20 protein-coding genes are annotated in these 24,671 nt (G+C 64.7%); 12 read left to right on the forward strand and 8 right to left on the reverse strand.

From position 1 onward, the window contains the following. The first annotated feature begins 174 nt into the window (after positions 1 to 174). From YUA_RS0115395 to YUA_RS0115405, 3 genes are read left to right on the forward strand one after another with little or no spacing between them, the layout of a single operon-like run. On the forward strand, positions 175 to 1,566 hold the full coding sequence (locus YUA_RS0115395) for an MATE family efflux transporter (RefSeq protein ID WP_027531515.1): 1,392 nt from the start codon (positions 175 to 177) through the stop codon (positions 1,564 to 1,566). Further along, positions 1,563 to 2,051 (forward strand): DUF2867 domain-containing protein, encoded by a 489-nt coding sequence (locus YUA_RS0115400; RefSeq protein WP_027531516.1) that lies wholly within the window; start codon positions 1,563 to 1,565, stop codon positions 2,049 to 2,051. The genes YUA_RS0115395 and YUA_RS0115400 overlap by 4 nt, the downstream gene beginning before the upstream one ends. Next, entirely contained in the window at positions 2,048 to 2,698 is a 651-nt protein-coding gene (locus YUA_RS0115405) for a 2-hydroxychromene-2-carboxylate isomerase (RefSeq protein WP_027531517.1), read from the forward strand. Before YUA_RS0115400 ends, YUA_RS0115405 begins: the two co-directional genes overlap by 4 nt. 35 nt (positions 2,699 to 2,733) lie before the next feature. On the opposite strand, the gene YUA_RS0115410 is transcribed toward YUA_RS0115405, so the two are convergent. After that, complete coding sequence (locus YUA_RS0115410; RefSeq protein ID WP_245285175.1) at positions 2,734 to 3,120, reverse strand: VOC family protein; 387 nt, start codon at positions 3,118 to 3,120, stop codon at positions 2,734 to 2,736. A 129-nt stretch (positions 3,121 to 3,249) separates the two neighbouring features. After that, on the reverse strand, positions 3,250 to 4,365 hold the full coding sequence (locus tag YUA_RS0115415; RefSeq protein ID WP_027531519.1) for an aromatic acid exporter family protein: 1,116 nt from the start codon (positions 4,363 to 4,365) through the stop codon (positions 3,250 to 3,252). A gap of 117 nt (positions 4,366 to 4,482) precedes the next feature. Between YUA_RS0115415 and YUA_RS0115420 the strand changes: the two genes are divergently transcribed. Further along, entirely contained in the window at positions 4,483 to 5,853 is a 1,371-nt protein-coding gene (locus YUA_RS0115420; RefSeq protein WP_027531520.1) for an MmgE/PrpD family protein, read from the forward strand. Positions 5,854 to 6,044: 191 nt separating this feature from the next. Here the strand turns inward: YUA_RS0115420 and YUA_RS0115425 are convergent, their stop codons facing one another. Continuing rightward, positions 6,045 to 7,472: a serine hydrolase gene (locus YUA_RS0115425; protein WP_027531521.1), complete on the reverse strand. Its 1,428-nt coding sequence runs from the start codon at positions 7,470 to 7,472 to the stop codon at positions 6,045 to 6,047. Between the two features lie 146 nt (positions 7,473 to 7,618). Continuing rightward, positions 7,619 to 8,683 (reverse strand): helix-turn-helix domain-containing protein, encoded by a 1,065-nt coding sequence (locus YUA_RS0115430; protein WP_027531522.1) that lies wholly within the window; start codon positions 8,681 to 8,683, stop codon positions 7,619 to 7,621. Positions 8,684 to 8,975: 292 nt separating this feature from the next. Between YUA_RS0115430 and YUA_RS0115435 the strand changes: the two genes are divergently transcribed. The 3 genes from YUA_RS0115435 (at position 8,976) to YUA_RS0115445 (ending at position 13,483) form a co-directional block, all read left to right on the forward strand. Continuing rightward, complete coding sequence (locus YUA_RS0115435) at positions 8,976 to 9,893, forward strand: pirin family protein (protein WP_027531523.1); 918 nt, start codon at positions 8,976 to 8,978, stop codon at positions 9,891 to 9,893. A gap of 76 nt (positions 9,894 to 9,969) precedes the next feature. Further along, positions 9,970 to 10,884: a phosphoribosylaminoimidazolesuccinocarboxamide synthase gene (locus YUA_RS0115440; protein ID WP_027531524.1), complete on the forward strand. Its 915-nt coding sequence runs from the start codon at positions 9,970 to 9,972 to the stop codon at positions 10,882 to 10,884. Between the two features lie 382 nt (positions 10,885 to 11,266). Further along, a complete protein-coding gene (locus tag YUA_RS0115445; protein ID WP_027531525.1) occupies positions 11,267 to 13,483 on the forward strand; it encodes an SLC26A/SulP transporter family protein in 2,217 nt (738 codons plus the stop codon). A 48-nt stretch (positions 13,484 to 13,531) separates the two neighbouring features. Here the strand turns inward: YUA_RS0115445 and YUA_RS0115450 are convergent, their stop codons facing one another. Next, on the reverse strand, positions 13,532 to 14,413 hold the full coding sequence (locus YUA_RS0115450; RefSeq protein WP_027531526.1) for an NAD(P)H-binding protein: 882 nt from the start codon (positions 14,411 to 14,413) through the stop codon (positions 13,532 to 13,534). A 118-nt stretch (positions 14,414 to 14,531) separates the two neighbouring features. Between YUA_RS0115450 and YUA_RS47455 the strand changes: the two genes are divergently transcribed. Continuing rightward, positions 14,532 to 15,344: an AraC family transcriptional regulator gene (locus tag YUA_RS47455; protein WP_027531527.1), complete on the forward strand. Its 813-nt coding sequence runs from the start codon at positions 14,532 to 14,534 to the stop codon at positions 15,342 to 15,344. 12 nt (positions 15,345 to 15,356) lie between these two features. On the opposite strand, the gene YUA_RS0115460 is transcribed toward YUA_RS47455, so the two are convergent. Then, positions 15,357 to 16,850 carry an NAD-dependent succinate-semialdehyde dehydrogenase gene (locus tag YUA_RS0115460; protein ID WP_027531528.1) on the reverse strand — a complete coding sequence of 498 codons (1,494 nt, stop codon included), beginning with the start codon at positions 16,848 to 16,850 and terminating at the stop codon, positions 15,357 to 15,359. Between the two features lie 179 nt (positions 16,851 to 17,029). Next, on the reverse strand, positions 17,030 to 17,350 hold the full coding sequence (locus tag YUA_RS0115465; protein ID WP_027531529.1) for a hypothetical protein: 321 nt from the start codon (positions 17,348 to 17,350) through the stop codon (positions 17,030 to 17,032). A gap of 339 nt (positions 17,351 to 17,689) precedes the next feature. On the opposite strand from YUA_RS0115465, the gene YUA_RS0115470 reads away from it, so the two are divergent. Next, positions 17,690 to 18,883, forward strand: a complete 1,194-nt coding sequence (locus YUA_RS0115470) for a serine hydrolase (RefSeq protein ID WP_027531530.1) — start codon at positions 17,690 to 17,692, stop codon at positions 18,881 to 18,883. Between the two features lie 116 nt (positions 18,884 to 18,999). Further along, positions 19,000 to 20,694, forward strand: coding sequence for an AMP-binding protein (locus YUA_RS0115475; RefSeq protein ID WP_027531531.1), 1,695 nt, complete (start codon positions 19,000 to 19,002; stop codon positions 20,692 to 20,694). Positions 20,695 to 20,860: 166 nt separating this feature from the next. Here YUA_RS0115475 and YUA_RS0115480 read toward each other — a convergent pair whose 3' ends face one another. Further along, positions 20,861 to 21,862 (reverse strand): adenosine kinase, encoded by a 1,002-nt coding sequence (locus YUA_RS0115480; RefSeq protein WP_027531532.1) that lies wholly within the window; start codon positions 21,860 to 21,862, stop codon positions 20,861 to 20,863. A 125-nt stretch (positions 21,863 to 21,987) separates the two neighbouring features. Here YUA_RS0115480 and murJ point away from each other — a divergent pair, with 125 nt between their 5' ends. Together murJ and trpS are read left to right on the forward strand one after the other, a co-directional pair. Continuing rightward, positions 21,988 to 23,520 (forward strand): murein biosynthesis integral membrane protein MurJ, encoded by a 1,533-nt coding sequence (gene murJ, locus YUA_RS0115485; protein WP_027531533.1) that lies wholly within the window; start codon positions 21,988 to 21,990, stop codon positions 23,518 to 23,520. A 94-nt stretch (positions 23,521 to 23,614) separates the two neighbouring features. Next, entirely contained in the window at positions 23,615 to 24,667 is a 1,053-nt protein-coding gene (gene trpS, locus YUA_RS0115490) for a tryptophan--tRNA ligase (RefSeq protein ID WP_027531534.1), read from the forward strand. Positions 24,668 to 24,671: the final 4 nt, after the last annotated feature.

Genomic DNA, 24,671 nt, shown 5'->3' on the forward strand with positions numbered 1-24,671 from the left:
CTCCGCGACCACAGTATCGTAGGGTGGGCAAAGCGAAGCGTGCCCACCGCTTTTGTTGTGGCGTTGGATAGATGGTGGGCACGGCGCAAGTGCGCCTTTGCCCACCCTACGATTCCGAGCTCGCGGACAGAACGGGCCATGTTTTCGACGTGCGGCCGTGCTATTGACGCCGCCATGCTCGACACTGTCCAACCACAACAACCGCCGCAAGCCGGCGTGCAAAGCCATCTCGCGCAAGAGTTCGTCGAGACGTTGCGGCTGGCCGTGCCGATGATGCTGACGCAGCTGGGACAGATCGCGATGATCACGAGCGATCTCGTTCTGATCGGAAGGCTCGGCGAGGATGCGGTCGCCGCTGCGGCACTTGCGCACACCGTCTATTTCGTCAGCTTCACCTTCGGGCTTGGATTGATGGCCGCGGTGTCGCCGCTGGCCGCGCAGGCGTTCGGCGCCGGCGACGTCAGGCGCATCCGCCTCTCCTTGCGCGTCGGCCTGTGGGTTGCGCTGCTGATCTCGCTGCCGATGATGGCCTCGCCGCTCTATGGCGAGCACATCCTGATTGCGCTCGGACAGGCGCCGCATTTAGCCGGCCTCGCCCAACGCTATCTGAACGGCCTCGCCTGGGGCATCGCGCCGGCCCTCGGCTTCATCGCGCTGCGCAGCATGATGAGCGCGGTGAACCGGCCGCAGGCGCCGCTGTGGATCACGCTCGCGGCGATCCCGGCGAATTTCGCGCTGGTCTATTGCCTGATCCATGGCCTGTTCGGCCTGCCGGAGCTCGGCCTGTTCGGCGCGGGGCTTGCGACGACGCTCGTCAATCTCGGCACCTTCGTTGCTGCGCTTGCCATCGCGGCGTGGCGCAAGCCGTTCGCCGACTATCATCTGCTGGCTCATCTGTGGCGGATCGACTGGCCCTTGATGCGCCAGTTGATCGCGATCGGCGCGCCGATCTCGTTCTCGCTCCTGCTGGAATACGGCCTGTTCTCCTCGGCCGCGCTGCTGATGGGGCTGATCTCGACCACCGCGCTGGCCGCGCACCAGATCGCGCTCCAGGTCACGGCCGTCTTGTTCATGGTCCCGCTCGGCATCGGCATGGCCGCGACGGTGCGCGTCGGCCACGCCTTTGGCCGCAACGATCCGGCCGGCGTCCGGCGCGCGGGCCTCGTCGCGACGGTGCTCGGGATCGCGTTCGTCGCAGGCCTGACGGTTGCCATCATCCTCGGCCGTTATGAGCTGGGGCGGCTGTTTTTCGGCAGCAGCGAGGCCAGCGCGCCGACCATCGAGCTGATCGCAACACTTCTGCTGGTCGGCGCAACCTTCTTCATCGCCGATGCACTGCAGACCATCATGGGCGGTGCGTTGCGCGGTATCAATGACACTCGGATGACACTGGTGTTCGCGGCGATCGGCTATTGGTGCGTCGGCTTCCCGATCGCCTGGGCGCTTGCCTTCCACGCCGGCCTCGGCGCGGTCGGCGTCTGGATCGGACTGTCGATCGGATCATTCGTCTATGCCGGACTCTTGATCTTGCGATTCCGGATGCTGACGCGCAAACTGGCGGGATGACAGGACCCGTTCGCGAAGTCACCCCCAATGTCTATGCCAGCACGGTGCTGGCCGGCGCGCAATTCATCGACTCGTTTCGCGTGGAGATCGGCGCAACACCGTTGAGCGCCCGCGAGGCCTGCACAAGGATGGTGGTGAACGGACCGCGCTGGGTCGACGCACTGGTGCGCCTGCGCAACATTCTGGTGACGCCGTTCGGATTGAAAAAGTCAGGCGAAGGCGCGTACGCGCCTGGCGGCCTGATAGGCCTGTTTCCGGTGTTGAGCGAGACGCCGGAGCAACTGGTCGCCGGTTTCGATGATTCCCACCTTGACTTCCGCCTCGTTGTCGACGTCGCGGGCGAAGCGACGCTGCGCCATGTCACCTCGACCACGTTGGTTCGGACCAATAATCTCCTCGGACGGACTTACCTCACGCTCATTATACCCTTCCACAAGCTCGTGGTTCGCGGCATGATGGGACGCATCGTGGAGCCGGCCCGATGACGCTGTCCGTCGATCTCTTCTTTTCCTTTCGTAGCCCCTTCAGTTATCTGGCGCTGCCGAAGACGCTGAAGCTGGTCGTGGAATATGATCTCGCGGTGAACCTGCGGCCGGTCTATCCGCTCGCGGTGCGCGTGCCAGGCTTCTTCAAGAAGGCCAGTCCAAATTTCATTCGCTATGTGGTGCTCGACAGCACGCGCGTGGCGCAGCACGAGGGCATTCCGTTCCGCTTTCCGCGACCGGATCCAATCGTGCAGGACAAGACGACGTTCGATGTCGCCACAGAGCAGCCCTACATCCATCGCCTGACACGGCTGGGCGCCATGGCGCAACTCGAAGGCCGCTCGCTCGCATTCACGAATGCGATCGCACGCGTGCTCTGGGACGGCTCGGTCCCCGGCTGGAACGAAGGCGATCATCTCGCGCGGGCCGCTGAAAAAGCTGGCTTCGATCTCGCCGCAATGGATGCGGCGATCAGCGCCGATCCTGATCGCTACGAGCAGGTGATTGCCGGGAACGAAAAGGATCACGCAGCATCAGGCCATTGGGGCGTGCCGACCTTCGTGTTCGAGAACGAGCCGTTCTTCGGCCAGGACCGCATCGATCTCCTGGTCTGGCGCCTGCAGGGCAAGGGGCTGGCGCAGCGCTAGAGCATGAGATCCCTCGCAGGCGACGCGATCGCCCGTCAAGTCAACACCGGCTGTCCGACGCTCAGCAAGTTGCCTTCGCTATCACGGAACCAGGCGCCTCGCTCACCGATACCCTTGCTGGGGTAATTCCCGGCAATGTCCGCAATTCCATCGACGGTCTTCAAGCCGGGCAGGTCGTACTCCTCGAACTCGACTCCCCGGGCGCGAAGCTCACGCACGGTCGCCTCGATATCCTCGACCTCCCAACCCATCTGTGTGTGCGTGCCGGATTGCATTCCGGCTGAGATGAATAGCGCAAACTCGCTCCCGGCGCAGACGTAGCGCAGTCCGCCCGCGCGTTCTTCAATCGGCTCGAGCCCGAGTTTCTCGGAGTAAAACGCTCGCGCGCGGTTCAGGTCTTTGGCCGGAAGCCGGGTTGCCACCTTCGCGTTCCCTAGCATTGCTCTCACCCTTCTTCGTTAAGCTCGTTTACCTCTCTTGCGGGCACTGGACGTTTCCGAACGTGTTCGACGTGCTGTCGGATGCCAGCTCATCCGAGTACACGCCCTGGCTTACTCCGCCACGCGCGCAGACTTGTCGGCCCCAGCTTCCGACCATTCGCCGACGACGCGGTCGAGATCGCAGAGATTCTGGTGCATCTGCTCCAGCGAGAAGCCGAGCGCAAAGAAGCGCTCCGCGGTGTCGCCGGGATGGCCGCGGATCAGTCCGTCCTGGCGCACGGCCGCGACCGCCTCGGAATAGTGTTGAAGCGCGACATGCACCGGGTGGATCGGCGGCGCGCCGGCGCCCTCGCGAATGGCATCGGCCGCTGACTTCAGGAAGCGCACAATTGCTGCGCTCACCTCTGCGAGGGGCCCGGCGAGCCTGATCTGCACCTCGACCGGCAGCGGCACAACCGTGGCGCGGCCGATCATCACGACGTCGTGGCGCAGCCGCAGGATCGTGCGCAGCAGCGGGCCGGTGTCGGGACCGCTCGACAGCCGCGCCGAGCGCTCGCGCTCGGCCTCGGCGCCAATTGCATTGAGGCCCACCATCGCGGTGCCGATGCCGTCCTGGATCCGGTGCAGCGCATCGTTGTCGCGGCCGCGGGTGAGGCCCGCGAGCAGCTCGGTAAAAGCCTCCGCGATCAGCTCGAGCAGCTTCGCCGCGCTGGCGCGGATCTGCCGCACCGCGCGCGACGGCAGCACCACGAAGGAGACCAGCAGCCCGGTGATGGCGCCGACCGAGACCTCGCTGACGCGATCGATCGCCGACGCGAGCGGATCGGCATGATGCATGGTCGGGACCAGCAGCACGATCACGGCGGTCACGGTGGCGGTGCTCAGGTTCGGATAGATCGCGGCGACGAAGGCGAGCGGCGCGACCGCCAGCACCAGCAGCCCCAACAGGCCCGCTTCGCTGGAATAGGGAATCGAGATCGCGATGGCGCCGCCATAGATGGCACCGCCGATCGTGCCGAGCATGTAGTCGCGCGTCGCCTTTAGCGAGCGGCCGACGCTCATCTGGGTCACGATCAGCGAGGTCAGGACCGCCCATAGCGGCAGCAAGAGATGCAGCGCAGTCGCGATCGCATAGGCCGCTACGGCGGCCACCGTAACCCGGATCGCCAGCCCCAATTGCGTCCGCCGCGACCGGATCCGCTCGAACAGCTCCTTTGCGCCTGCCATCGTCGAATGTCCCGATCCTCGCAACCAGCCAAAAGCATGGCTGATGCCCGCGGCCCCAAGGCCGCTTGAAAGGCAAAATCAGCCCGCCTAATTTGCCGGCCAAAACGAGGAAACACGATGGCTCACGAAACCGCAACGCTCGCCGCCTATGTCGCCAGGCTGAAATTCGCCGATATTCCGGCGGAGGTGCTGGATCGCGCCAAGGTGCTGACGCTGGATTTCCTCGGCAGCGCCATCCGGGCGCGGAGTGAGGCGGAATCGACCCCGTCGCTGCTGAAGATGCTGGAAGCGCTCGCGCTCGACACCAAGGGCGAAACCACCGTGTTCGGCGATGCGAAGACCTGGACGCCGGCGGTGGCGGCCCTGCTCAACGGGGCGCTCGGCCATTCCCTCGATTTCGACGACACGCATGCGGATTCCTCGCTGCATCCGAGCGCGCCGGTGGTTCCAGCGGCGTTTGCCGTCGGCGAGATGGTCGGCGCTTCGGGTCGCGACGTGCTGACGGCGATCGTTGCGGGCTATGAGGTCTGCTGCCGGCTCGGCAACGCGCTCGACCCGACCTCGCATTATGCACGCGGCTTCCATCCGACCGCGACCGCCGGCACCTATGGCGCGGCCGCTGCGGCCGCCAAGCTGTACGGCCTCTCCGAGCAACAGATCATCGCCGCCTTCGGCGTCGCCGGCAGCCAGGCCGCGGGCTCGCTGCAATTCCTGATGAACGGCGCCTGGAACAAACGCTACCAGGTCGGCGCCGCCGCGATGAACGGCGTGATCGCCGCGACGCTGGCGCGCAACGATTTCGTCGGCGCGACGGAATCGGTCGAAGGCAAGCACGGCCTGCTCGCCGGTTACACCGACGATGCGCATCCCGACAAGGCGGTCGCCGGGCTCGGCGAGACCTACGAGACCATGAAGATCGGCGTGAAGCCGTATCCGAGCTGCCGCTACACCCATGCCGCGATCGACGCCCTCATCGCGATGCGGCGCGAGCACAATCTGACGCCCGACCAGATCAAGCGCGTCGAGATCGGCCTGCACCGCAACGGCATTACGCTGACCGGCGACGCCGCCACCAAGCGGCATCCGACTTCGATCGTCGGCGGCCAGTTCTCGATGTTCTTCACCGGCGCGCTTGCGCTCGACCAGGGCTCGTTCGGCTGGGACGACTATAACCGCCTCGGCGACGCCGCGATCGACGCGCTCGCCGACAGGTTCGACGTGGTCCAGGACGACCGGCTCGAGGTCGGCCGCACCCATCCCTTCGGCGCGCGCGTCAGCATCACCACCGACGATGGCGTGCACGAGCGGCTCTATGCTGATCCCTCGGGCGAGCCGACATCGTTCCCCGACGCGCAGGCGATGCAGCAGAAGTTCCTGACGCTGGCGCGACCCGTGCTGAATGCACGGGCCGACAAGTTCGCCGACGCGATCATGACGCTGGAGCGGTTCGATCGCGTAGCAAAGGCGACGGAGCTGGGACGGCAGTAGGTCGTCACCGTTGTACTCTGCACCCTCCCCTGGAGGGGGAGGGTCGGCTCACATTGAGCGAAGCGAAATGTGAGACGGGGTGGGGTGATCTCTCCACACGGGCACTTTTCACCGCGGAGAGACCGTCACTCCACCCCGCTCGCGCTACGCGCGATCGACCCTCCCCCTCCAGGGGAGGGTAAGAGACAGCTCTAATTCGCCCCCGCGAGCTTGCCCTTCTCGCGCGTTGTCGCAACGACATCGCGCACGAGATCGAACACCCCATCCGCCTCCGGAGGCCAATTCGGCGAGCGGCCTAGCCGCACGATCACCAGCTGTTCCGACGGGATCACGATCGTGTACTGCCCGATCGTCCCCTTGGCGAAGAACGCATCGCGCGGCCAGCCGTGCTCCACGCGAAACTTGGCACCAAAACTGTCGCCCTGGTTGGTCCAGAAGCCGGCGCCGATGCCGACCCAGGCGTTTGGCGTCGCCGTTGCCGAATAGTTCACCCAGCCTTCGGGCAGGATGCGTTTGCCGCCGGCGACACCGTCGTTGAGATAGAGCTGGCCGAAGCGCGCCCAGTCGCGCGCAGAGGCCAGCATTTCGCCGGAGCCCTCGATCGTGCCGGCACCGTCGAGCTGAAGCGTGACGTTGACCATGCCGAGCGGCGCGAACAATTCGCGGCGCGCGAAGGCCAGCGCATCGGCAGGCTTGCCGCCGGCGGCGTTGCGGATCAGATGGGCGAGGATGAGGAAGTTGCCGTCGTGATAATTCCACGCCGTGCCCGGCGCGGTCGCAAGCGGCGCGCGCTCGGCAAAGCTCGCCATATCATCCTCGGCGTATTTCATGGCGTTGACCCTCTCGAGCGCGGAGCCGAGCGAGGCCTGCAACGAGCTCCCGAGCGCGATGCCGGCGGTGTGACGCAGCAACTGGTCGACGGTGACGGCGTGACGCGGATCATCAGGATCTTGCCAGGCGGCGATGGGCGCGAGCCCGTCGAGCTTCAACTTGCGCTGGCGCACCAGAATGCCTATCAGCGCCGAAGTCACCGACTTCGTCATGGAGAAACCGAGCAGCTGCGTCTCCGGCCCGATGCCGTCGGCGTAGCGCTCGGCGATGATGCGGCCGGCCTTCATGACGACGATCGCGCGGGTGCGGCGATGAGGCGGCTGCGCGGGCTCGGTGAAGGCGCGGTCGAGCGCGGCTGCCAAGCCCTCGCTTTGCGGCGGCACGATCCCCGGGCCGGCGATCTCGGGGAGCAGCGCGGGCTGATTGTCGTCCGGCGGCAACGTGACATCGGCGATCCCCTGCCCGTGCTCGAGCGTGCAGCCGAGCCCCCCGCGATAGACGGCATGGCTGCGGCCGATGCCGAACAGCGTCACCGTGACATCCTTGCGGGCGCGGTCGATCTGCAAATTCATCGCCCAGGTCAGGAGGCCGGTGCCCGGCATCGCGTCGGTGGTCTCGGCGAGGTTGCGCCGGGGATCCAAGCCGGAGACGAACGTCTCCGAGCAGAGCGTGTCGGCGATGAAGCCGGTGGCAACCTTGGGCACGTCACGCGCCCGCGCCACGCCGAGCGCGAGGCCGGCACAGGCGATGGCGGTGGTGAGGAGGACGATCTTACGACGACGGGTCACGGGCTTTTCTCCGGCTGCGGGGCGAGTGCGGGAGAGCAGGCCGGATGCGGGCGATGCGCGCTCGCCGGATTTGAAAAACGACCTCGTCGAAACTGATCGGGGCTAGCCGACTCTGAAATTCTTACGTGATTTCAAAGGTCTAGAATCTAGGCCGCATCGGCCTTGAGCCGCCGGTACTCCGTCGGCGTCACCCCGGTCACCGCCTTGAAGGCGCGATTGAACGGGCCGAGCGACTGGAAGCCGGCGTCCATCGCGATGGTGATGACGGGGACCTCGGCCTGGGTGGGATCGGCGAGCGCGGCCTTGGCTTCCTCGATGCGGTGGTTGTTCAGGAACACATTGAAGTTGCGGTAGCCGAGCCGCTGGTTGATCAGCCGCCGCAGCCGGTATTCCGGAATCCCGAGCTTTGTGGCGAGCGTGCCGATGCTGATGTTGTCGTGGCGATAGATGCGCTCGTCAGCCATCAGCCGCATCAGCGCATCGACCAGCTTCTGATCCGCGCTGGAATCCGCGGCGATGGCGGCCGGGGCGGGAAGGTTTGCCGCGGCTTCGACGGGCGCCGGAAACAAATCCGCGGCATTGACCTGCATCATCGCATAGCAGATCGCGGCGACGAGACCGGCGAGAACGGCCGCGTTCGCGACATTGGCGATCGCGGCGTTATCCCTGCCCCATATCGATATCTGCAGCAGCACATTGACGCCGCCATAGAGCAAGGCTGCGCTGACGATGAAAACCCGCAAATTACGCCGGCGCTCGACCAGATCGGCCGACCAGGAGGCAATGGTCTGGGTTATCGCCAGCACGATAAAGCAAAGCGCCAGCAGATTGACCACGATAATGGCCGGCCGGCCGTGGACCGCCGGCGCGATCCACAGGCAACTGACGAAACTGTAGGCCGAGACCGCCGCCCAGATCAGCGCGTGCCACCAGCGCGGCACGAATGAATCGTCGAGCAAGGCGCGCGTGAACAGCCACAGCACCACGGCATCGCCGGTCGACAGCGCGATCAGCGGCGCATGCCATATCGAGACCGGCGCGGTCGAGCCGATCTCCGAGGTGACGACGTGCGCGATCGTCCCCAGCGCCAGCGCAATGGTGAGGCGTCCCGCCACGCTATGGCGGAAGTCGCGCAACAGCGAGGCCGCCAGCATCAGCAGCAGGGCCACGGTCGCGGCACGCAGGGCAAGTTCCGTTGCGGCAAGTGTCATCGGGCGATGCGATCGGTCGCGGTTGCAATCAGCCGAACATCGTTCGTCAGGCACATTTTTTCAAGGACCGTCTGCGCACCGGGTTAGCAGCGTCTCATTCTCCACTGTCATCGCCCGACTTGATCGGGCGATGACAGTACTCCGAGACGGCAGTGATTGAACCGATGGGCTGCGGCGTAATGGATGCCCCGCCTTCGCGGAGCATGACAGCGGAGCATGTGATCGGCCTTTGTCGCGACGACAATGCAAATTCCTGCTACGATCGGCCCAAGAAATTCAGAAGGAGTCCACCATGAGCTGGCAGCCCTCAAACGATCCCGTGCTCGGCGATCCCATGTCCTGCGACGCGCTCGATCTCGTCATCGTGCCGCGCACCCGCGACCTCGGCGATGGATTCGCGGTGCGGCGCGCGCTGCCGCATGGCAAGCGGCAGATGGTCGGACCCTTCATCTTCTTCGATCATTTCGGCCCAGTGCAGTTCGTCTCCGGCAAGGGCATGGACGTGCGCCCGCATCCGCATATCGGGCTTGCCACCGTCACCTATCTGTTTGACGGGTCCATCATGCATCGCGACAGCGAGGGCAACGTGCAGGAGATCGCGCCCGGCGCGATGAACTTGATGACGGCCGGCCGCGGCATCGCCCATTCCGAGCGCACGCCGGATGCGCAGCGCGCCTCGGGCCAGCAAATGCTGGGCCTGCAGAGCTGGATCGCGCTGCCGGCCGGATCGGAAGAGATTGATCCCTCGTTCCAGCATTATGCGGCGGGCGAGCTGCCGATGATCTCCGAACGCGATTTCACCGCGCGGGTGATCGCCGGATCCGCCTTCGGCATCACCTCGCCGGTGAAAATGGTCTCGCCCTGGTTCTACACCGAGGTCACGGCCATGGCGGGCGCTAGCATGCCGCTCGACCCCGACCATGAGGAGCGCGCGATCTACATCGTCGACGGTGAGATCGAGATCGCGAATGAGCGTTACGAAGGGCCGCGACTGCTGATCTTCCGCCCCGGCGACCGCATCACCGTGAAGGCGCTCAAAGCCACGCGAATGATGTTTCTCGGCGGCGATGCATTGGAAGGCCCGCGCCACATCTGGTGGAATTTCGTCTCCTCCAGCAAGGAGCGGATCGAGCAGGCCAAGCAGGACTGGAAAACCGGCCGCTTCGCGGGGGTTCCGCAGGAACATGAGTTCATTCCGCTGCCGGAATAGGCTAATCCGGTTTCCGGTCGCGCTGCCGGCGCGGCCGGATTTCTCGCCTGAAAGCCAAGTCTACGAAAGCTTTGCGATGACCACGATGCTCTCCAGCGACCTGCCCCTGACCAAGATCGGCCGCGGCAAGGTGCGCGATATCTACGCCGTCGACGACGACCGCCTGCTGCTGCTCACCACCGACCGCATCAGCGCCTTCGACGTCGTGATGGGCGAGACCATCCCGATGAAGGGCGCGGTGCTGACCCAGATCAGCGCGTTCTGGTTCAACAAGCTCGAAGGCGTGGTGCCGCATCACATGATCAGCGCCGACACCGACGAGATCATCGCGGCCGTGCCGGCGCTTAAAGCCCACCGCGCCGAGATTCTCGGCCGCGCCATGCTGTCCCGCCGCACCACCGTGTTCCCGGTCGAATGCGTGATCCGCGGCTATCTCTCCGGCTCGGCCTGGAAGGAATATGCCGGCTCCGGCACGCTGGCGGGCGAAAAGCTGAAGGCCGGCCTCGTCGAGAGCGAGAAGCTCGAGCCCTCGATCTTCAGCCCGGCGACCAAGGCCGAGACCGGCCATGACGAGAACATCACCATCGCGAAGATGCGCGAAGTCGTCGGCGAGGACGTCGCCTCCACGCTCGAAAGCATGACGCGTGCGATCTACACGCTGGGCGAGGAGCTGGCGCGCGAGCAGGGCATCATCATCGCGGACACCAAGTTCGAGTTCGGCCGCGACAAGGACGGCCGCATCATCCTGATTGACGAAGTGATGACGCCGGACAGTTCGCGCTTCTGGGCGGTCGATGCCTACAAGCCCGGCCAGCCACAGGCGAGCTTCGACAAGCAGCCGCTGCGCGACTATCTCGACCTCGAGCGCCGCGCCGGCCACTGGAACGGCGACGCCCCGCCGCCGCCGCTGCCCGCGAGCGTCGTGGATGCGACCAGCAAGCGGTACCTGGAAGCGTATCGCCGGGTGACGGGGGCAGAGCTGAAGATTTAGGCTCACTGCACTGCTGCCGCTAACTCGGTCATTGCTTCGCTGCGCTCACGATGACGAGGGGGAGCTGTTTGCTACACCCCCAACTGTCATCGCCCGGCTTGGCCGGGCGATCCAGTATTCCAGAGACGGCGATGGAATACGGAGAGGCTGCGGCGTACTGGATTCCCCGCTTTCGCGGGGAATGACAGCGGGTGGGCGGGGAGCCGCTTCTTGCCCCAACGTGAGGTCTGCGGCGCCTTTTCCGTCCACCATATGATTGACCGTTCACGCAAAGACCCCCGCGGAACTTGTCGGATACTTCATATTTGCAAGAAACCTGTTGCGCTAGGCTCGCAGTGGTCTACCTCTCCGGACAGGAATTTTCATGAGCGAGTGTCACGGCGTGACAGATCCAGCAATTGGCTTCGATCCGGTCACCAGGGTCAGTCCATCCGTCAAACGCGCGCTGAATGATATGCTGGGGGGAGGTGCCGCGAGCATCCTCACCCTCACGTTCGGGCTGTCCTATTCGCTGCTGATCTTCGCCGGCCCGCTCACGCCCTATCTGTCCTACGGGATCACTGCGACCTTCATCACCTCGGCGGTGCTTGCCGCCGTGATCGGGCTCGGCAGCTCGCTGCCCTTCGCGATTGCCGCGCCGGACAGCTCGACCGCCGCCGTGACCGGAATTCTGGCGGCCTCGCTGGTCGAGCACATCGAAACGACCAATCTGTCGGCACCGTTGCTCTCACCGGTCCTGATCACGCTCGGCCTGTCGACCGTGCTGACCGGGGTCGTGCTGTGCGGGCTGGGCCTGACGCGCATGGGCCGCGCCATCCGCTACGTGCCCTATCCCGTGGTCGGTGGCTTTCTCGGCGCTACCGGACTTCTCATCGCCTTGGGTGCGGTCCGGGTCATCACCAACACCCCGGTCCAGCTCACGACGCTTCCGCACTTCGCCAATGGCACCACGCTGCTGGAACTCGGTGCCGCCTGCGCCATGGCGCTGGTGCTGTACCTGACCTGGCATCGCTCGCGGAATCCGTTCGGCCTGCCGATCATTCTGGTCGGCGGCGTGATCACGGCACATGTGGCGTTCTGGATCTCGGGCGTCTCGCTCGACGAGGCACGGAGCCTGGGCTGGACCTTTCAGCCTCCGCCGCAGGCGGCATTCATGCTGCCCTGGCACACCGACGAACTCGCCCGCTATCCCTGGTTTGCCGTACCGGACCTGCTCGGCAATCTCGTCGCCGTCATCTTCGTGACCGCGTCGAGCACCCTGTTCAATACCACCGGCATCGAGGTTGCCGTACACCGCGAAGCCAATCTGGAACGCGAGCTGAATGTCACCGGCGCGGCCAACATCCTCAGCGGCGTGCTCGGCGGCTACACCGGCTGCAGCTCGATCAGCCGCTCGGTCCTCAACTTCTCCAGCGGCGGACGCGGACGGCTGTCCGGTCTCACCGCCTCGGTGCTGTCGCTGCTGATGCTAGCGATCGCGCCCGAGCTGCTCGGCTTCATTCCGAAATTCGTGCTCGGCGGCTTGCTGCTCTATCTCGGCGCCGACCAGCTGCACAAATGGATCATCGAGTCGCGCAAGCGGCTTTCGAAGCTCGAATATCTGTCGCTGGTCGCCATCATCGTCATCATCGTGGCCTGGGGTTTCGTGCCGGGCATTTTGATCGGCGTCATCATCGGCTGCGCGACCTTTGCCTTCAGCGCGGCGCGGGTGGAGTCGATCAAGTACAGTTTTGACGGCTCCGAATATCGCTCCTCGCTCGACCGCTCGCGCGACGACCAGGAGGTGCTGCTGGCCCATGGCGGCAAGATCCAGGGGCTCAATCTCCAGAGCTATCTGTTCTTCGGCTCCGCCAACCGGCTCTACCAGCACGTCAAGCGACTGCTCCAGGAACGCCCGGAGTGCCGCTATCTGGTGTTCGACTTCAAGCTTGTCACCGGCGTGGATTCGTCGGCCGCCTACAGCTTCGCCCAGATCAAGCGCAGCGCGGCCGATCTCGGTGTCGAGCTCATCCTGGTGCATTTGTCGGCGGCGGCCGAGAAGGTGCTGCGCTCCAGCGACTTCATCGGCGAAGGCGTCACCGTCGTTCCCGAGCTCGATCACGCGCTGGAATGGTGCGAGAACGAACTCATCGCGCAGCATCAGGGATTGGCGCAGGAAACGGCCAGTTTGCGCGACTGGTTCGCAGGCATTCTCGACAGCGAGGACGACGCCGACGAGTTGATCCGCCGCTGCCAGCGGCTCGAGGTCGACGCCGGCGACATCATCGTGCAGGCCGGCGATCCCGCCGATTCAATGCACTTCATCCTCGACGGCCGCGTCGGCATCATGATTCCTGCCGATGACGACCGCACCACGCGCGTGCGCAGCCTCGGCCGCTACACCACGATCGGCGAGATGGGACTGGTGTCACAAGCGCCGCGCAGCGCCACGATCCAGGCCGAGGTCGACAGCGTGCTCTACGTGCTGAACACGCACCAGTTCGATGCGATCAAGGCAGAAGAGCCCGCGCTCAGCCATAAGCTGCTGACGTACTTTGTGTCGGTGATGGCGGAGCGGCTGACGTTTGCGAACCGGACGATCGCGGTGTTGAGGCGGTAGGGGACACGCGCGCGCCTTCCACCGAGCCTGCCGCATCCGTCCTGTCGCCTACGCGAGGGTGTCACGAATCATAGTGTCCAGGCTGCTCGCGGTGACCCCCAGCAGTTTTTCCGTCTCGCCGGCGTCAAGCAGAAGCGGCTTTTCGAACAAATAGGACATCTCGATGCCTTCGCTGAAGCCGATGCCTTCCAGATCGGCCGAGGTGAGGCGAAGCAGATTCGGAACGTCGATCTTCAGCACGGTCGCGAATCTTCGCACCAGCTCGCGGACGGACGCGGACTGCGACGGCACATGAAAGGCGCGGCCCCATTCTCCGGTGAAGCGCGACGCGGCGACCAGCGTCTTCGCGGTGTCCTTGGTGAAAGACCAGGCATGCGCCACATCGGGATCGCCGAGGAAAGATACCTGCTCGCCCTTGAGCAGCGATGGCAGGGCCAGCAGCGAGAAATACGCGACCGCACCCTTGCCCAGATAGTCGCTTGCGCGGACCTCGATAGCGGGAACGCTCGATCGCAGTGCGCGCTGCCACATGATGTGCCGGGTGGTACCCTTTCGGCTGGTCGGGTCCGGCTCCAGGTCCGGCGTCAGAGGGCTTACGGCCTGCGCGCCATAGCCATAGACATTCCCGACCACGAGCAGCCTGGCGCCAACCTGCTCGGCTGCCTTGACCGTTCCATCCATGATCGGAAAGAAGTCGGTTGGCCATCGATGATAGGCCGCCATCGCGCACATGAAGATCGCATCCGCGCCCTTGGCTAACCCGGCCAGCTGCGCAGCGTCAGTTGCATCCGACGAAACCGTGCGCACATCTCCAGCATCGAGCGACCCGGCATTCCTGCTGGTCAGGATGACGCTGTGCCCTTCCTCTGCCAGAAGGCGAGCTGTTTCGCGTCCGACAGGACCGGCTCCGACAATCACGTAATGACTCACTTTGCATCCTCATTTGCCACGAAACGACAGATGAATTCTTGACGCCTGAGCCGTTGAAAATCGCGCACGATGCGCCAAATATCGATCACGTTCCGCCAAGCACCGGAGAGTCCGGACGATGCATGCGAGATCGAGTTCGGCGCCCACATCGACTGGCAGCACCGCTGCGGCCACGCGAACCGAGCCTGATTCCGTTGCACTGGAGCCGATCGGCGATCACCGGATCATCATCCACCTTAGCCCTGCGACGCGCTCACTTTGTCTCGAGACCGGGGACCAGTTTCTGCGTCAAGCCGGCGATATCGATGTGATTCCGTCCGGTGCCTTCGGCGGTTTCGTGGCAGAAACGCCCTACCAATCGCTTCAGATCCGGCTTGCGCCGAGCATGCTGGATCATGCGGCCGCCAGGAGTCGACAATTGGCGGCCGCCCGGCTCACGCATCATCATATGCTGCGGAATGATCGCATCATTTTGCTCGGACAAGCTCTCGAAAGCGACGTGAAAGCCGGCTCGCCAAGCGGGCCCTTGTTTGCCGAAAACGTTGGAATGGCCCTGGCGGTCGAGTTGCTCAGCCTTGCGAATGATCCGCCGGCGCAGGCCATTCGCCTCTCGGACGCGCAACTTCAGAGAGTTCTGGTCTATATCGATGCAAATCTCGACCAGCCGCTCACAATCGACATTCTCTGCCGCGAGGCCGGCGTCAGCAGCTCACATCTGCGGACCTGGTTCAAAGTGGCCATGGACGTCACGATTCATCGCTACATCCTGAGAAGAAGGGTGGAGCACGCACGGCAGCTCCTCCTCCAAGGCGACCGCAAGCTCAGCGATATCGCCCTGGAAGCAGGCTTTTCCCATCAGTCTCACCTAGCCAAATGGATGCGCCGCGAGTTCGGTCGCAGGCCCAGCGAACTGCGTCGAAGCAAGAGCTGATCGGCGAGGCCCTCACACCCCCGCCATCATCACATATTTGATCTCGACATATTCTTCCATGCCGTGACGTGAGCCTTCACGCCCCAAGCCGCTTTCCTTGACGCCGCCGAAGGGCGCGACTTCCGTCGTGATGAGACCGGTGTTGACGCCGACCATGCCGGACTCCAGCGCTTCGGCGACGCGCCAGACGCGGCCGAGATCACGGGAGTAGAAGTACGAGGCGAGACCAAACGGCGAGGCGTTGCACATCGCGATCACGTCGGCCTCGTCCTTGAAGCGGATCACCGCCGCGAGCGGGCCAAAGGTCTCCTCCTGCGACACCAGCGAATCCGGCTTCACATCGGCCAGCACCGTCGGCTCGAAGAAGGAACGTCCAAGCTCGCTCCGCTTGCCGCCGGTCACGACCTTGGCGCCGCGCTTGATGGCGTCCGCAATGTGGCGCTCGACCTTGTCGATCGCCTTCATGTTGATCAGCGGCCCCTGGGTGACGCCGCTCTCGGTACCATCGCCGATCTTCATCGCCGCGACCTTGGCCGACAGCTTCTTGACGAACTCGTCGTAGATCTTGTCCTGGGCATAGAGACGGTTGGCACAGACGCAGGTCTGGCCCATGTTGCGGTATTTCGAGACGATCGCACCTTCGACCGCGGCGTCGATGTCGGCGTCGTCAAACACCACGAACGGCGCGTTGCCGCCAAGCTCGAGGCCGAGCCGCTTCACGCCGACGGAAGCCTGCTGGTAGAGAATCTTGCCGACAGCGGTCGAGCCGGTGAAGCCGACGAAGCGCACCGCCGGATGCTCGCACAGCACCTTGCCGATCGGCGGCGCATCACCGGTGATGATGTTGAGCACGCCCTTGGGGATGCCGGCCTTCTCGGCGAGCACGGCCAGCGCCAAGGCCGAGAGCGGCGTCTCGTTGGCGGGCTTCAGCACCACGGTGCAGCCCGCGGCCAGCGCCGGCGAGACCTTTCGCGTGATCATCGAGTTCGGGAAATTCCACGGCGTGATCGCGCCGCAGACACCGATCGGCTGCTTGATCGCCAGCAGCCGCGCATCGGGCCGCTGCGTCGGAATGGTCTCGCCATAGACGCGGCGGGCTTCTTCCGCGAAGAACTCGATATAGGCGGCGCCGATGTCGACCTCGCCGAGCGCCTCCGACAGCGGCTTGCCCTGCTCGGAGGTGAGGATCAGCGCGAGGTCCTCGCGGTTGGCGGTAATCAGCTCGAACCATTTGCGCAGAATGTTGGAGCGCTGCTTGGCGGTGTGCTTGGCCCAGGCCGGGAACGCGCGCTGGGCGGCCTCGACCGCCTTCGTCGTATCGTCCGCGCCAAGCTGCGGCACTTTTGCGATCTCGACACCAGTCGCGGGATTGTTCACCGCGAAGACCGGCGTGCCGACCCAGGTGCCGTCGATGTAGCAGGCCTCCTTCAGGAGCGAAGGGTCCTTCAACCGGTCACGCAGGGTGGCGGTGGCTTGCTGGGCGCGTGCAGCGGCGGTCGGGGTCATGGCGATACTCCTCGGACGATCATTGGGGGACGATCGGGTCGGCCGGAATATAGGGACAGACGGCCCGCAATGCACCGTCCCGCAACGCACATCTGATGGGAGTTAAGCTCGGAGCGGCGATCTTATTGTCTGAGCACGATCTTTCCGGAAAACCGCTGCACACTTTTCCGGATCATGCTCTACGCCGCGCCGCTCATATAGGTCTCGCGCCGGCCGATCATGCGCTCGGCGGCGGCCTTGGCGTCGGCCTTCGAGGAGGTCGCGCAGGTCCGGTATTCGAGATCGGGCGCGTCGGAGGTGTCGCGGCGGCCGAACCAGGATTTCGAACCGACCGGCAATAGCGCCAGCGACTGCGCCAGATTGTCGACCGCGCCGAAGGAATAGAGTGCGCCGGTGCCGGCGATGCGGACCTCGTAAATACCTGGCGAGATCGGCGCTTCCAGATTGTCGCCCCGTCCGGGGCGGGGATAGCGCTTCCATTCGCCCCAGGTCGAAATCATCTCAGGTCCCCTCGCGGCCGGTGGACGGCCGCCAAATTTGCTTCAAGTCTTAACGTCAGCCGGCGATCAGGCCGTCAGCTGAACGCCGCAACGCACAAAACATTTCAAGTGCTTCAAACGCTCGAAACATATCGCCTGAGCCCATCCATGGTTACGGCGAAGTGCGGCCATCCACCGCAGATTTTGAAGAAGTGTTGCAGTGCAGTCGTCCCGCGCCGGGCCGGGACCGTCAAGTCACGACATCGCGACCGAAGGGTGCATATGGCCACGCTTGCCGCGCAGCGGATGCGGGAGGACAATCGATCACTTCCAACAATAATCAAACCGGAGGAAACGCGTATGCAAAGCAAAGCTCAGATCGACGAGACTCTGCGCAAGACAAGCGACGCCAAGGAGATTCCCGGCGTCGTTGCGATCGCCGCCAGCGGTAGTGAGATCCTGTATCAGGGCGCGTTCGGCAAGCGCGATCTCTCCAAGCCCGATGCGATGACATTGGACAGCGTGTTCTGGATTGCCTCCATGACGAAGGCGGTGACGGCCGCCGGCGCGATGCAGCTCGTCGAGCAGGGCAAGCTGTCGCTGGACGCGCCGATCGGTGAGGTGTTGCCCGATCTCGCCGCGCCGCAGGTGCTCGAAGGTTTTGACGAGAGCGGCGAGCCGAAGCTGCGGCCTGCCAGCAGGCCGATCACGCTACGTCACCTCATGACCCACACCGCCGGTTTTGCCTACAACGTGTGGAACGGCGACTGCGCGCAATATCTGGAGAAGACCGGAACCCCGAACATCTTCTCCTGCCAGAACGTCGCACTGAAGACGCCGATCATGTCCGATCCCGGCACGCGCTGGGAATATGGCATCAACATCGACTTTGTCGGCAAAGCCGTGGAAGCTGCGAGCGGCAAACGTCTCGATGCCTATCTGCGCGACCACATGTTCGCGCCGCTCGGCATGAACGACACCGGCTTCAAGATCACCGACCACATGCGCCAGCGACTGGTCGCGACGCATGCACGCGGCGAGGATGGATCGCTGGCTCCGATCCCGTTCGAGATCGAACAGAATCCGGAATTCCACATGGGCGGCGGCGGCCTTTACGGCACTGCCGGCGACTACATCAAGTTCACCCAAATGATCCTCAACAAGGGCCGCGGCAACGGCAACCAGGTGCTTAAGCCCGAGACGGTCGCGCTGATGGGCCAGAACCACATCGGCGATCTCACCATTGGCAAGATGACAACCGTGGCACCCATGTACACCAACGACGTCGATCTCTTCCCCGACATCGTGAAGAAGTGGGGGCTCTCCTTCCTGATCAATAACGCGAAGACGCCGGAAGGCCGTAGCGCCGGCAGCCTCGCCTGGGCTGGTCTCGCTAATACGTATTTCTGGATCGACCCGGCGCGCGATGTTTGCGGCGTGATCCTGATGCAGGTCTTGCCGTTCGTCGACGCCAAGTGCCTCGAGGCCTTCGCCGGCTTCGAGCGCGGCGTCTATACCGGGCTCGATGCGGGAAGCGGCCAGAGGGCGGCCTAGCCCCTTAGTATGATGCGCGACTTGTCGCGCGTGCTCACAGCAGGATGTACCCTCGTGCCCCGAAGGCATGCCCCTCGGGGCATGAGGCGAAAATGACCGAGCTGGAGGACGCGACCATGGCAGACAAGGCCGACAGTTACGTTTGTGGCATCTCCGACACGCCGCTGCTCGGCGACACCATCGGTCGCAGTCTAAACCACGCGGTGCGGCGCTGGGGCAAGCGCGAGGCACTGGTCTCGCCCAGCCACGGCGTGCGATGGACCTGGAGCGAATTCGCCGAACGCGTCGACGCGCTCGCCGCAGGATTTCTCGCGCTCGGTCTCGAACGCGGTGAGCGGATCGGCATCTGGTCGCTGAACCGGCCGGAATGGACGCTGACCCAGTTCGCCGCCGCCAAGGCCGGCCTGATCCTGGTCACGATCAATCCCGCCTACAGGCTGAGCGAGCTGGAATTCGCGTTGAAGAAAGTCGGCTGCGCCGCGATCGTCACAGCGACGGCTTTCAAGACCAGCCAGTATATGGAGATGCTCAACTCGCTGCTGCCGGAGCTGACAGCCGCAAACCCCGGACAGTTGCAGGCGGCGCGGCTGCCGGCCCTGCGCATCGTGATCCAGATCGGCGGGCCTGCAGCACCCGGCACGATCCCATTCGAAGAGGTCGCGCGCATGGGTGGCGCCAAGCATCGCGAACAGCTTGCCGCGCTCGGCGCGGCGCTTCAGTTCGACGATCCCGTCAACATCCAGTTCACCAGCGGCACGACCGGCTCGCCCAAGGGCGTGACGCTGACGCACCACAACATCCTCAACAACGGTTATTTCACGGGACGCGCGATGCGCCTGACCGAGCAGGATCGCATCTGCATTCCGGTGCCGCTCTACCACTGCTTCGGCATGGTGATGGGCAACCTCGCATCCGTCACGCTCGGCACCACCATGGTCTATCCCGGCGAGGGCTTTGATCCACTCGCGACGCTGCGCGCGGTCGAGCAGGAGAAATGCACCGCGCTGTACGGCGTGCCCACCATGTTCATCGCCGAGCTCGATCATCCTGAATTCGCGACGTTCAATCTGAAATCACTGCGCACCGGCATCATGGCCGGCGCGCCCTGCCCGATCGAGGTGATGAAGCGCGTCAACACCGAGATGAACATGTGCGAGGTCACCATCGCCTATGGCATGACCGAGACCAGCCCCGTCAGCTTCCAGAGCGCGACGGATGACCCGCTGGAGCGGCGCGTCTCCACCGTCGGGCGGATCCATCCGCATGTCGAGGTGAAGGTCGTCGACCTCGAAGGCAGGATCGTCAAGCGCGGCGAACGCGGCGAGCTCTGCACCCGCGGCTACAGCGTGATGCTGGGCTATTGGGAGGAGAAGGACAAGACGGGCGACGTGCTCGACGCCAACGGCTGGATGCACACCGGCGATCTCGCCACCATCGACGTCGAGGGCTATTGCAACATCGTCGGCCGCATCAAGGACCTGGTCATCCGCGGCGGCGAGAACCTCTATCCGCGTGAGATCGAGGAGTTTTTGTATCGCCACCCCAAGATTCAGGACGTGCAGATTTTCGGCGTGGCCGACACCCGCTATGGCGAGGAGCTTTGCGCCTGGATCCGTGTCAGGTCAGGCGAGACGCTGACGGCAGAAGAAGTTCGCGCCTTCTGCGATGGCCAGATCGCCCACAACAAGATCCCGCGCTACGTCGAGTTCGTCGACGAATTCCCGATGACCGTGACCGGAAAGATCCAGAAATTCGTGATGCGCGAGGCCGTGGAGCAGCGGCTGGGGCTGAAGGCGGCGAAGACGGCGTGAGGTGGCTTTCGTTGTTGCCGGCCGCAGTTCTCGCCAAACGAAGACTGTCATTCCCCGCGAAAGCGGGGAATCCAGTATGCCGCAGCCTCTCCGTATTCCACTGACGTCTCTGGAATACTGGATCGCCCGCCTTCGCGGGCGATGACGACCGAGGATGAGGCGAGCCTTAAACCGTCAGCCCGCGCTGCTGGGCCAGCTCCTTCAGCGACACCTGCGGGCGCGCGCCGATGTGCTGGATGACTTCGGCAGCGGCAAGCGCACCGAGCTCGCCGCACTGCTTGTGCGACAGGTCGCGCGAGAGGCCATACAGGAAACCGGCCGCGAAGAGATCGCCGGCGCCGGTGGTGTCCACGAGTTGCGTGATCGGCGAGGCCGGAGCTGCGACGGCGTCCGTCGGCGTCACCACCACGCAGCCGTTCTCGCTGCGCGTGACCACGCCGAGCTTGACGTCGTTGCGCAGCTGCTTGAGCGCGGTGTCGAAATCGGAGGTCTCGTAGAGCGAGTGAAGTTCCGACTCGTTGGCGAACACGATGTCGGCGGTGCCGTTGCGCATCAGCCCCAGAAATTCGTCGCGATAGCGGCCGACGCAGAAGGAGTCTGACAGCGTCAGCGCCACCTTGCGGCCGGCCTCGTGGGCAATCTTGGAGGCCTTGAGGAAGGCTTCCTTGGCGCCCGGCGGATCCCAAAGATAGCCTTCGAGATACACGATCTTGGCCGCCGCGATTTCAGCCGGCTCGATGTCGGCGGGCGACAGATCCTGCGCCGCGCCGAGATAGGTGTTCATGGTGCGCTCGCCGTCGCCGGTAACCAGGATGTAGGAGCAGCCGGTCGCAGGGCCGTCCTTCGCGGCCGGCGTGTTGAAGGCGACGCCGGCGGCGCGGATGTCATGGACGTAGAGCTTGCCGATCTGGTCGTCCTTGACTTTGCCGACATAGGCGGCACGCGCGCCGAGGCTGCCGATGCCGACGATGGTGTTGGCGGCCGAGCCGCCCGAGACTTCGGTCGCCGGGCCCATGTCGGCGTAAATGGCGGTGGCCCGCGCCTCGTCGATCAGGGACATGCTGCCCTTGGTCATGCTGTGCTTGGCCAAAAAAGCTTCATCGGTCCGGACCAGCACGTCGAACAGCGCGTTGCCGATGCCGAGAACGTCATATTTCACGTCAGCCATTCACCTTGATCCTGTTTGCCGGATTGCGATACCTGCGGAAATCCGCTTCCTGTCAGCCTGAAATCTGGCCCGCGGCCTATCACGACCGGGCCGCTACGGGCAAGCAACGGTATTATGTCGGCGCAATGATCCGCTCCTTCCTGACAGTTTCGACGGGAACACTGGCCTCGCGTCTGCTGGGCTTTGCCCGCGATTCCCTGATCGCGGCGCTGCTCGGCACCGGCGCCGTGGCGGATGCCTTTCTGGCCGCCTTCCAGCTCGTCAACGTGGTGCGGCGCCTGCTCAGCGAAGGGGCGCTCAATGCGGCCCTGATCCCGGCCTGGCTGCGCGTCCGTGACCGCGATGGCGAAGAGGCCGCCTCCGCATTTGCGGGGCGCGTGCTCGGCACGGTCAGCGTGGCGCTGATCGTGATCTCGATCGGCATCGCGCTGTTGATGCCGCTGATCATCATGATCATCGCGCCAGGTTTTGTTGGCAGCCCGTCGCTCCATCTCGCCGTCCAGAGCGCGCGGCTGATGCTGCCTTATCTGGCCTTTGCCGGCCCGGTCACGGTGCTGATGGGGTTACTGAACGCGCAGGGGCGATTTGCGCTCACGGCGTTCTCGCCGCTGCTGTTCAACATCGCGCTGATCGCGACAATCGCGGCGCTGCTGCTGTGGCACGCCGATGCGTCCCTCGCCGCATGGATTCTGGCAGCGACGGTCGGCATCGCCGGCCTGCTTCAGCTCCTGATGCTGCTGTCGCAGCGAAGTGCAGGTCTCGCGACGCCGCTGCGCGCGAGTTTTGACAAGGAGATGCGTGGCTTCTTCGGCAAGGCGATCCCCGGCATGATCGCAAGCTCGGGGCCGCAATGGCTGATGGTGGCCGGCGCGATCATCGCCTCGGCGATGCCTTCCGCCGTGTCCTGGCTCTATTTCGCCAACCGCCTGATCGAGCTGCCGCTCGGCATTGTCGGCGTCGCCATGGGCACCGTTCTGGTGCCGGAGTTGACGCGCGCAGTTGGAAGCGGCGACCGCGACGCGGTGGCACATGCGGAATCGCGCGCGCTGGAGCTCGCGGCCGGGCTCGCGCTGCCCGCCACGCTCGGCCTCGCCGTGCTGGCCGAGCCGATCGTGCGGCTGTTGTTCGAGCATGGCGCCTTCGGCGCAGAGGACAGTGCAGCCACTGCGCACGCGCTGATGTGGCTGGCGCTCGGCCTGCCCGCGCACGTGCTAATCAAGGCGCTGTCGCCCGCCTTCTTTGCCCGCAGCGACACGATGACGCCGCTGCTCGCAACCGCCAAGGGATTTGTGGTCGCGGTCGCACTCGCCGTGCTGCTGGGTCACTACTTCGGCGCAAGCGGGATCGCCGCGAGCATCGCCGCCGGCGCCTGGAGCAGCGCGCTGGCGCTGCTTCGGAAAAGCACCAGCGAATTCGGCTTCTCGGTCGACGCCGCCGCTCGCTGGCGGCTGCCGCGGATCGTGCTCGCCGCAGCCGTCATGGGGGCCCTGCTCTGGCTGACGACGGGACTGATGCCGGTGGAGGCCCACGGCCTGATCCGCTTCATTGTGCTGGGCCTGCAGATCGGCGCCGGAATCGCCGTCTATGGCCTGCTCCTGCAGATCCTCGGCGCGGCGTCCTGGCGCGAGGCGGTTGACGCCCTGAAGCGGCCCGCCTGACCGACCTCGGCCCGCGCCGGTCTATCGAATTGCCCTTGACGGGGCAGCGCTGCTGTTGGAAACGACGGCCGGCGAATTCTCAGGAAAACTGATCATGCCATTCGTTGAACGGGTTTTTTCGGGCGTCCAGCCGACGGGCAATCTGCACCTCGGCAACTATCTCGGCGCGATCGTCAACTTCGTGAAGATGCAGGAAACCCACAACTGCATCTATTGCGTCGTCGACATGCACGCGATCACGCAAGGCCTGGACGTCTGGGGCGGCCCTGCCGAGCTCGCGCGCAACACCCGCGAGGTGACCGCAGCATTCATCGCCAGCGGCATCGACCCCAGGAAGCACATCGTGTTCAACCAGAGCCAGGTCTCCGGCCACGCCGAGCTCGCCTGGATCTTCAACTGCGTTGCGCGCATGGGCTGGCTCGGCCGCATGACCCAGTTCAAGGAGAAGGCCGGCAAGGACCGCGAGAACGCATCGGTCGGGCTGTTCGACTATCCCGTGCTGATGGCCGCCGACATTCTGCTTTACCGCGCCACCCACGTTCCGGTCGGTGAGGACCAGAAGCAGCATCTCGAGCTCTCGCGCGACATCGCGCAGAAGTTCAACAATGACTTTGGCGATTCCATTCGTAGCCACGGCGCCAATGACGGCCTGTTCTTCCCGTTGCCGGAGCCGTTGATCACGGGCCCGGCGACGCGCGTGATGAGCTTGCGCGACGGCACCAAGAAGATGTCGAAGTCCGATGCGTCGGACAATTCGCGCATCAATCTGACCGACGACGCCGACACCATCGCGCAGAAGATCCGCAAGGCGAAGACCGATCCGGAGCCGCTGCCGAGCGAAGAGAAGGGCCTGGAAGCGCGTCCCGAGGCCGACAATCTCGTCGGCATTTTCGCAGCGCTCGCCGGCCGTTCCAAGGCCAGCGTGCTCGGCGAGTTCGGCGGCGGCCAGTTCTCCAGCTTCAAGAACGCGCTGGCGGAGCTGTGCGTCACGAAGCTCGCGCCGATCGCCGGCGAAATGAAGCGCCTGGTCGCCGACCCCAGCCATATCGACACCATCCTGAACGATGGTTCCGATCGGGCCCGCGCCCTCGCCGAGGAGACCATGAACCTCTCCAAGGACATCGTCGGCTTCATCCGCCGTCGCTGACTAC

The sequence above is a fragment of the Bradyrhizobium sp. WSM3983 genome (assembly GCF_000473045.1).
Classification (GTDB): Bacteria; Pseudomonadota; Alphaproteobacteria; order Rhizobiales; family Xanthobacteraceae; genus Bradyrhizobium.

Coding starts and splice junctions, on each gene's coding strand:
- YUA_RS0115395 (WP_027531515.1), top strand. CDS start 175: ATGCTCGACACTGTCCAACCACAACAACCGCCGCAAGCCGGCGTGCAA.
- YUA_RS0115400 (WP_027531516.1), top strand. CDS start 1,563: ATGACAGGACCCGTTCGCGAAGTCACCCCCAATGTCTATGCCAGCACG.
- YUA_RS0115405 (WP_027531517.1), top strand. CDS start 2,048: ATGACGCTGTCCGTCGATCTCTTCTTTTCCTTTCGTAGCCCCTTCAGT.
- YUA_RS0115415 (WP_027531519.1), bottom strand. CDS start 4,365: ATGGCAGGCGCAAAGGAGCTGTTCGAGCGGATCCGGTCGCGGCGGACG.
- YUA_RS0115420 (WP_027531520.1), top strand. CDS start 4,483: ATGGCTCACGAAACCGCAACGCTCGCCGCCTATGTCGCCAGGCTGAAA.
- YUA_RS0115430 (WP_027531522.1), bottom strand. CDS start 8,683: ATGACACTTGCCGCAACGGAACTTGCCCTGCGTGCCGCGACCGTGGCC.
- YUA_RS0115435 (WP_027531523.1), top strand. CDS start 8,976: ATGAGCTGGCAGCCCTCAAACGATCCCGTGCTCGGCGATCCCATGTCC.
- YUA_RS0115440 (WP_027531524.1), top strand. CDS start 9,970: ATGACCACGATGCTCTCCAGCGACCTGCCCCTGACCAAGATCGGCCGC.
- YUA_RS47455 (WP_027531527.1), top strand. CDS start 14,532: ATGCATGCGAGATCGAGTTCGGCGCCCACATCGACTGGCAGCACCGCT.
- YUA_RS0115460 (WP_027531528.1), bottom strand. CDS start 16,850: ATGACCCCGACCGCCGCTGCACGCGCCCAGCAAGCCACCGCCACCCTG.
- YUA_RS0115465 (WP_027531529.1), bottom strand. CDS start 17,350: ATGATTTCGACCTGGGGCGAATGGAAGCGCTATCCCCGCCCCGGACGG.
- YUA_RS0115470 (WP_027531530.1), top strand. CDS start 17,690: ATGCAAAGCAAAGCTCAGATCGACGAGACTCTGCGCAAGACAAGCGAC.
- YUA_RS0115475 (WP_027531531.1), top strand. CDS start 19,000: ATGGCAGACAAGGCCGACAGTTACGTTTGTGGCATCTCCGACACGCCG.
- YUA_RS0115480 (WP_027531532.1), bottom strand. CDS start 21,862: ATGGCTGACGTGAAATATGACGTTCTCGGCATCGGCAACGCGCTGTTC.
- murJ (WP_027531533.1), top strand. CDS start 21,988: ATGATCCGCTCCTTCCTGACAGTTTCGACGGGAACACTGGCCTCGCGT.
- trpS (WP_027531534.1), top strand. CDS start 23,615: ATGCCATTCGTTGAACGGGTTTTTTCGGGCGTCCAGCCGACGGGCAAT.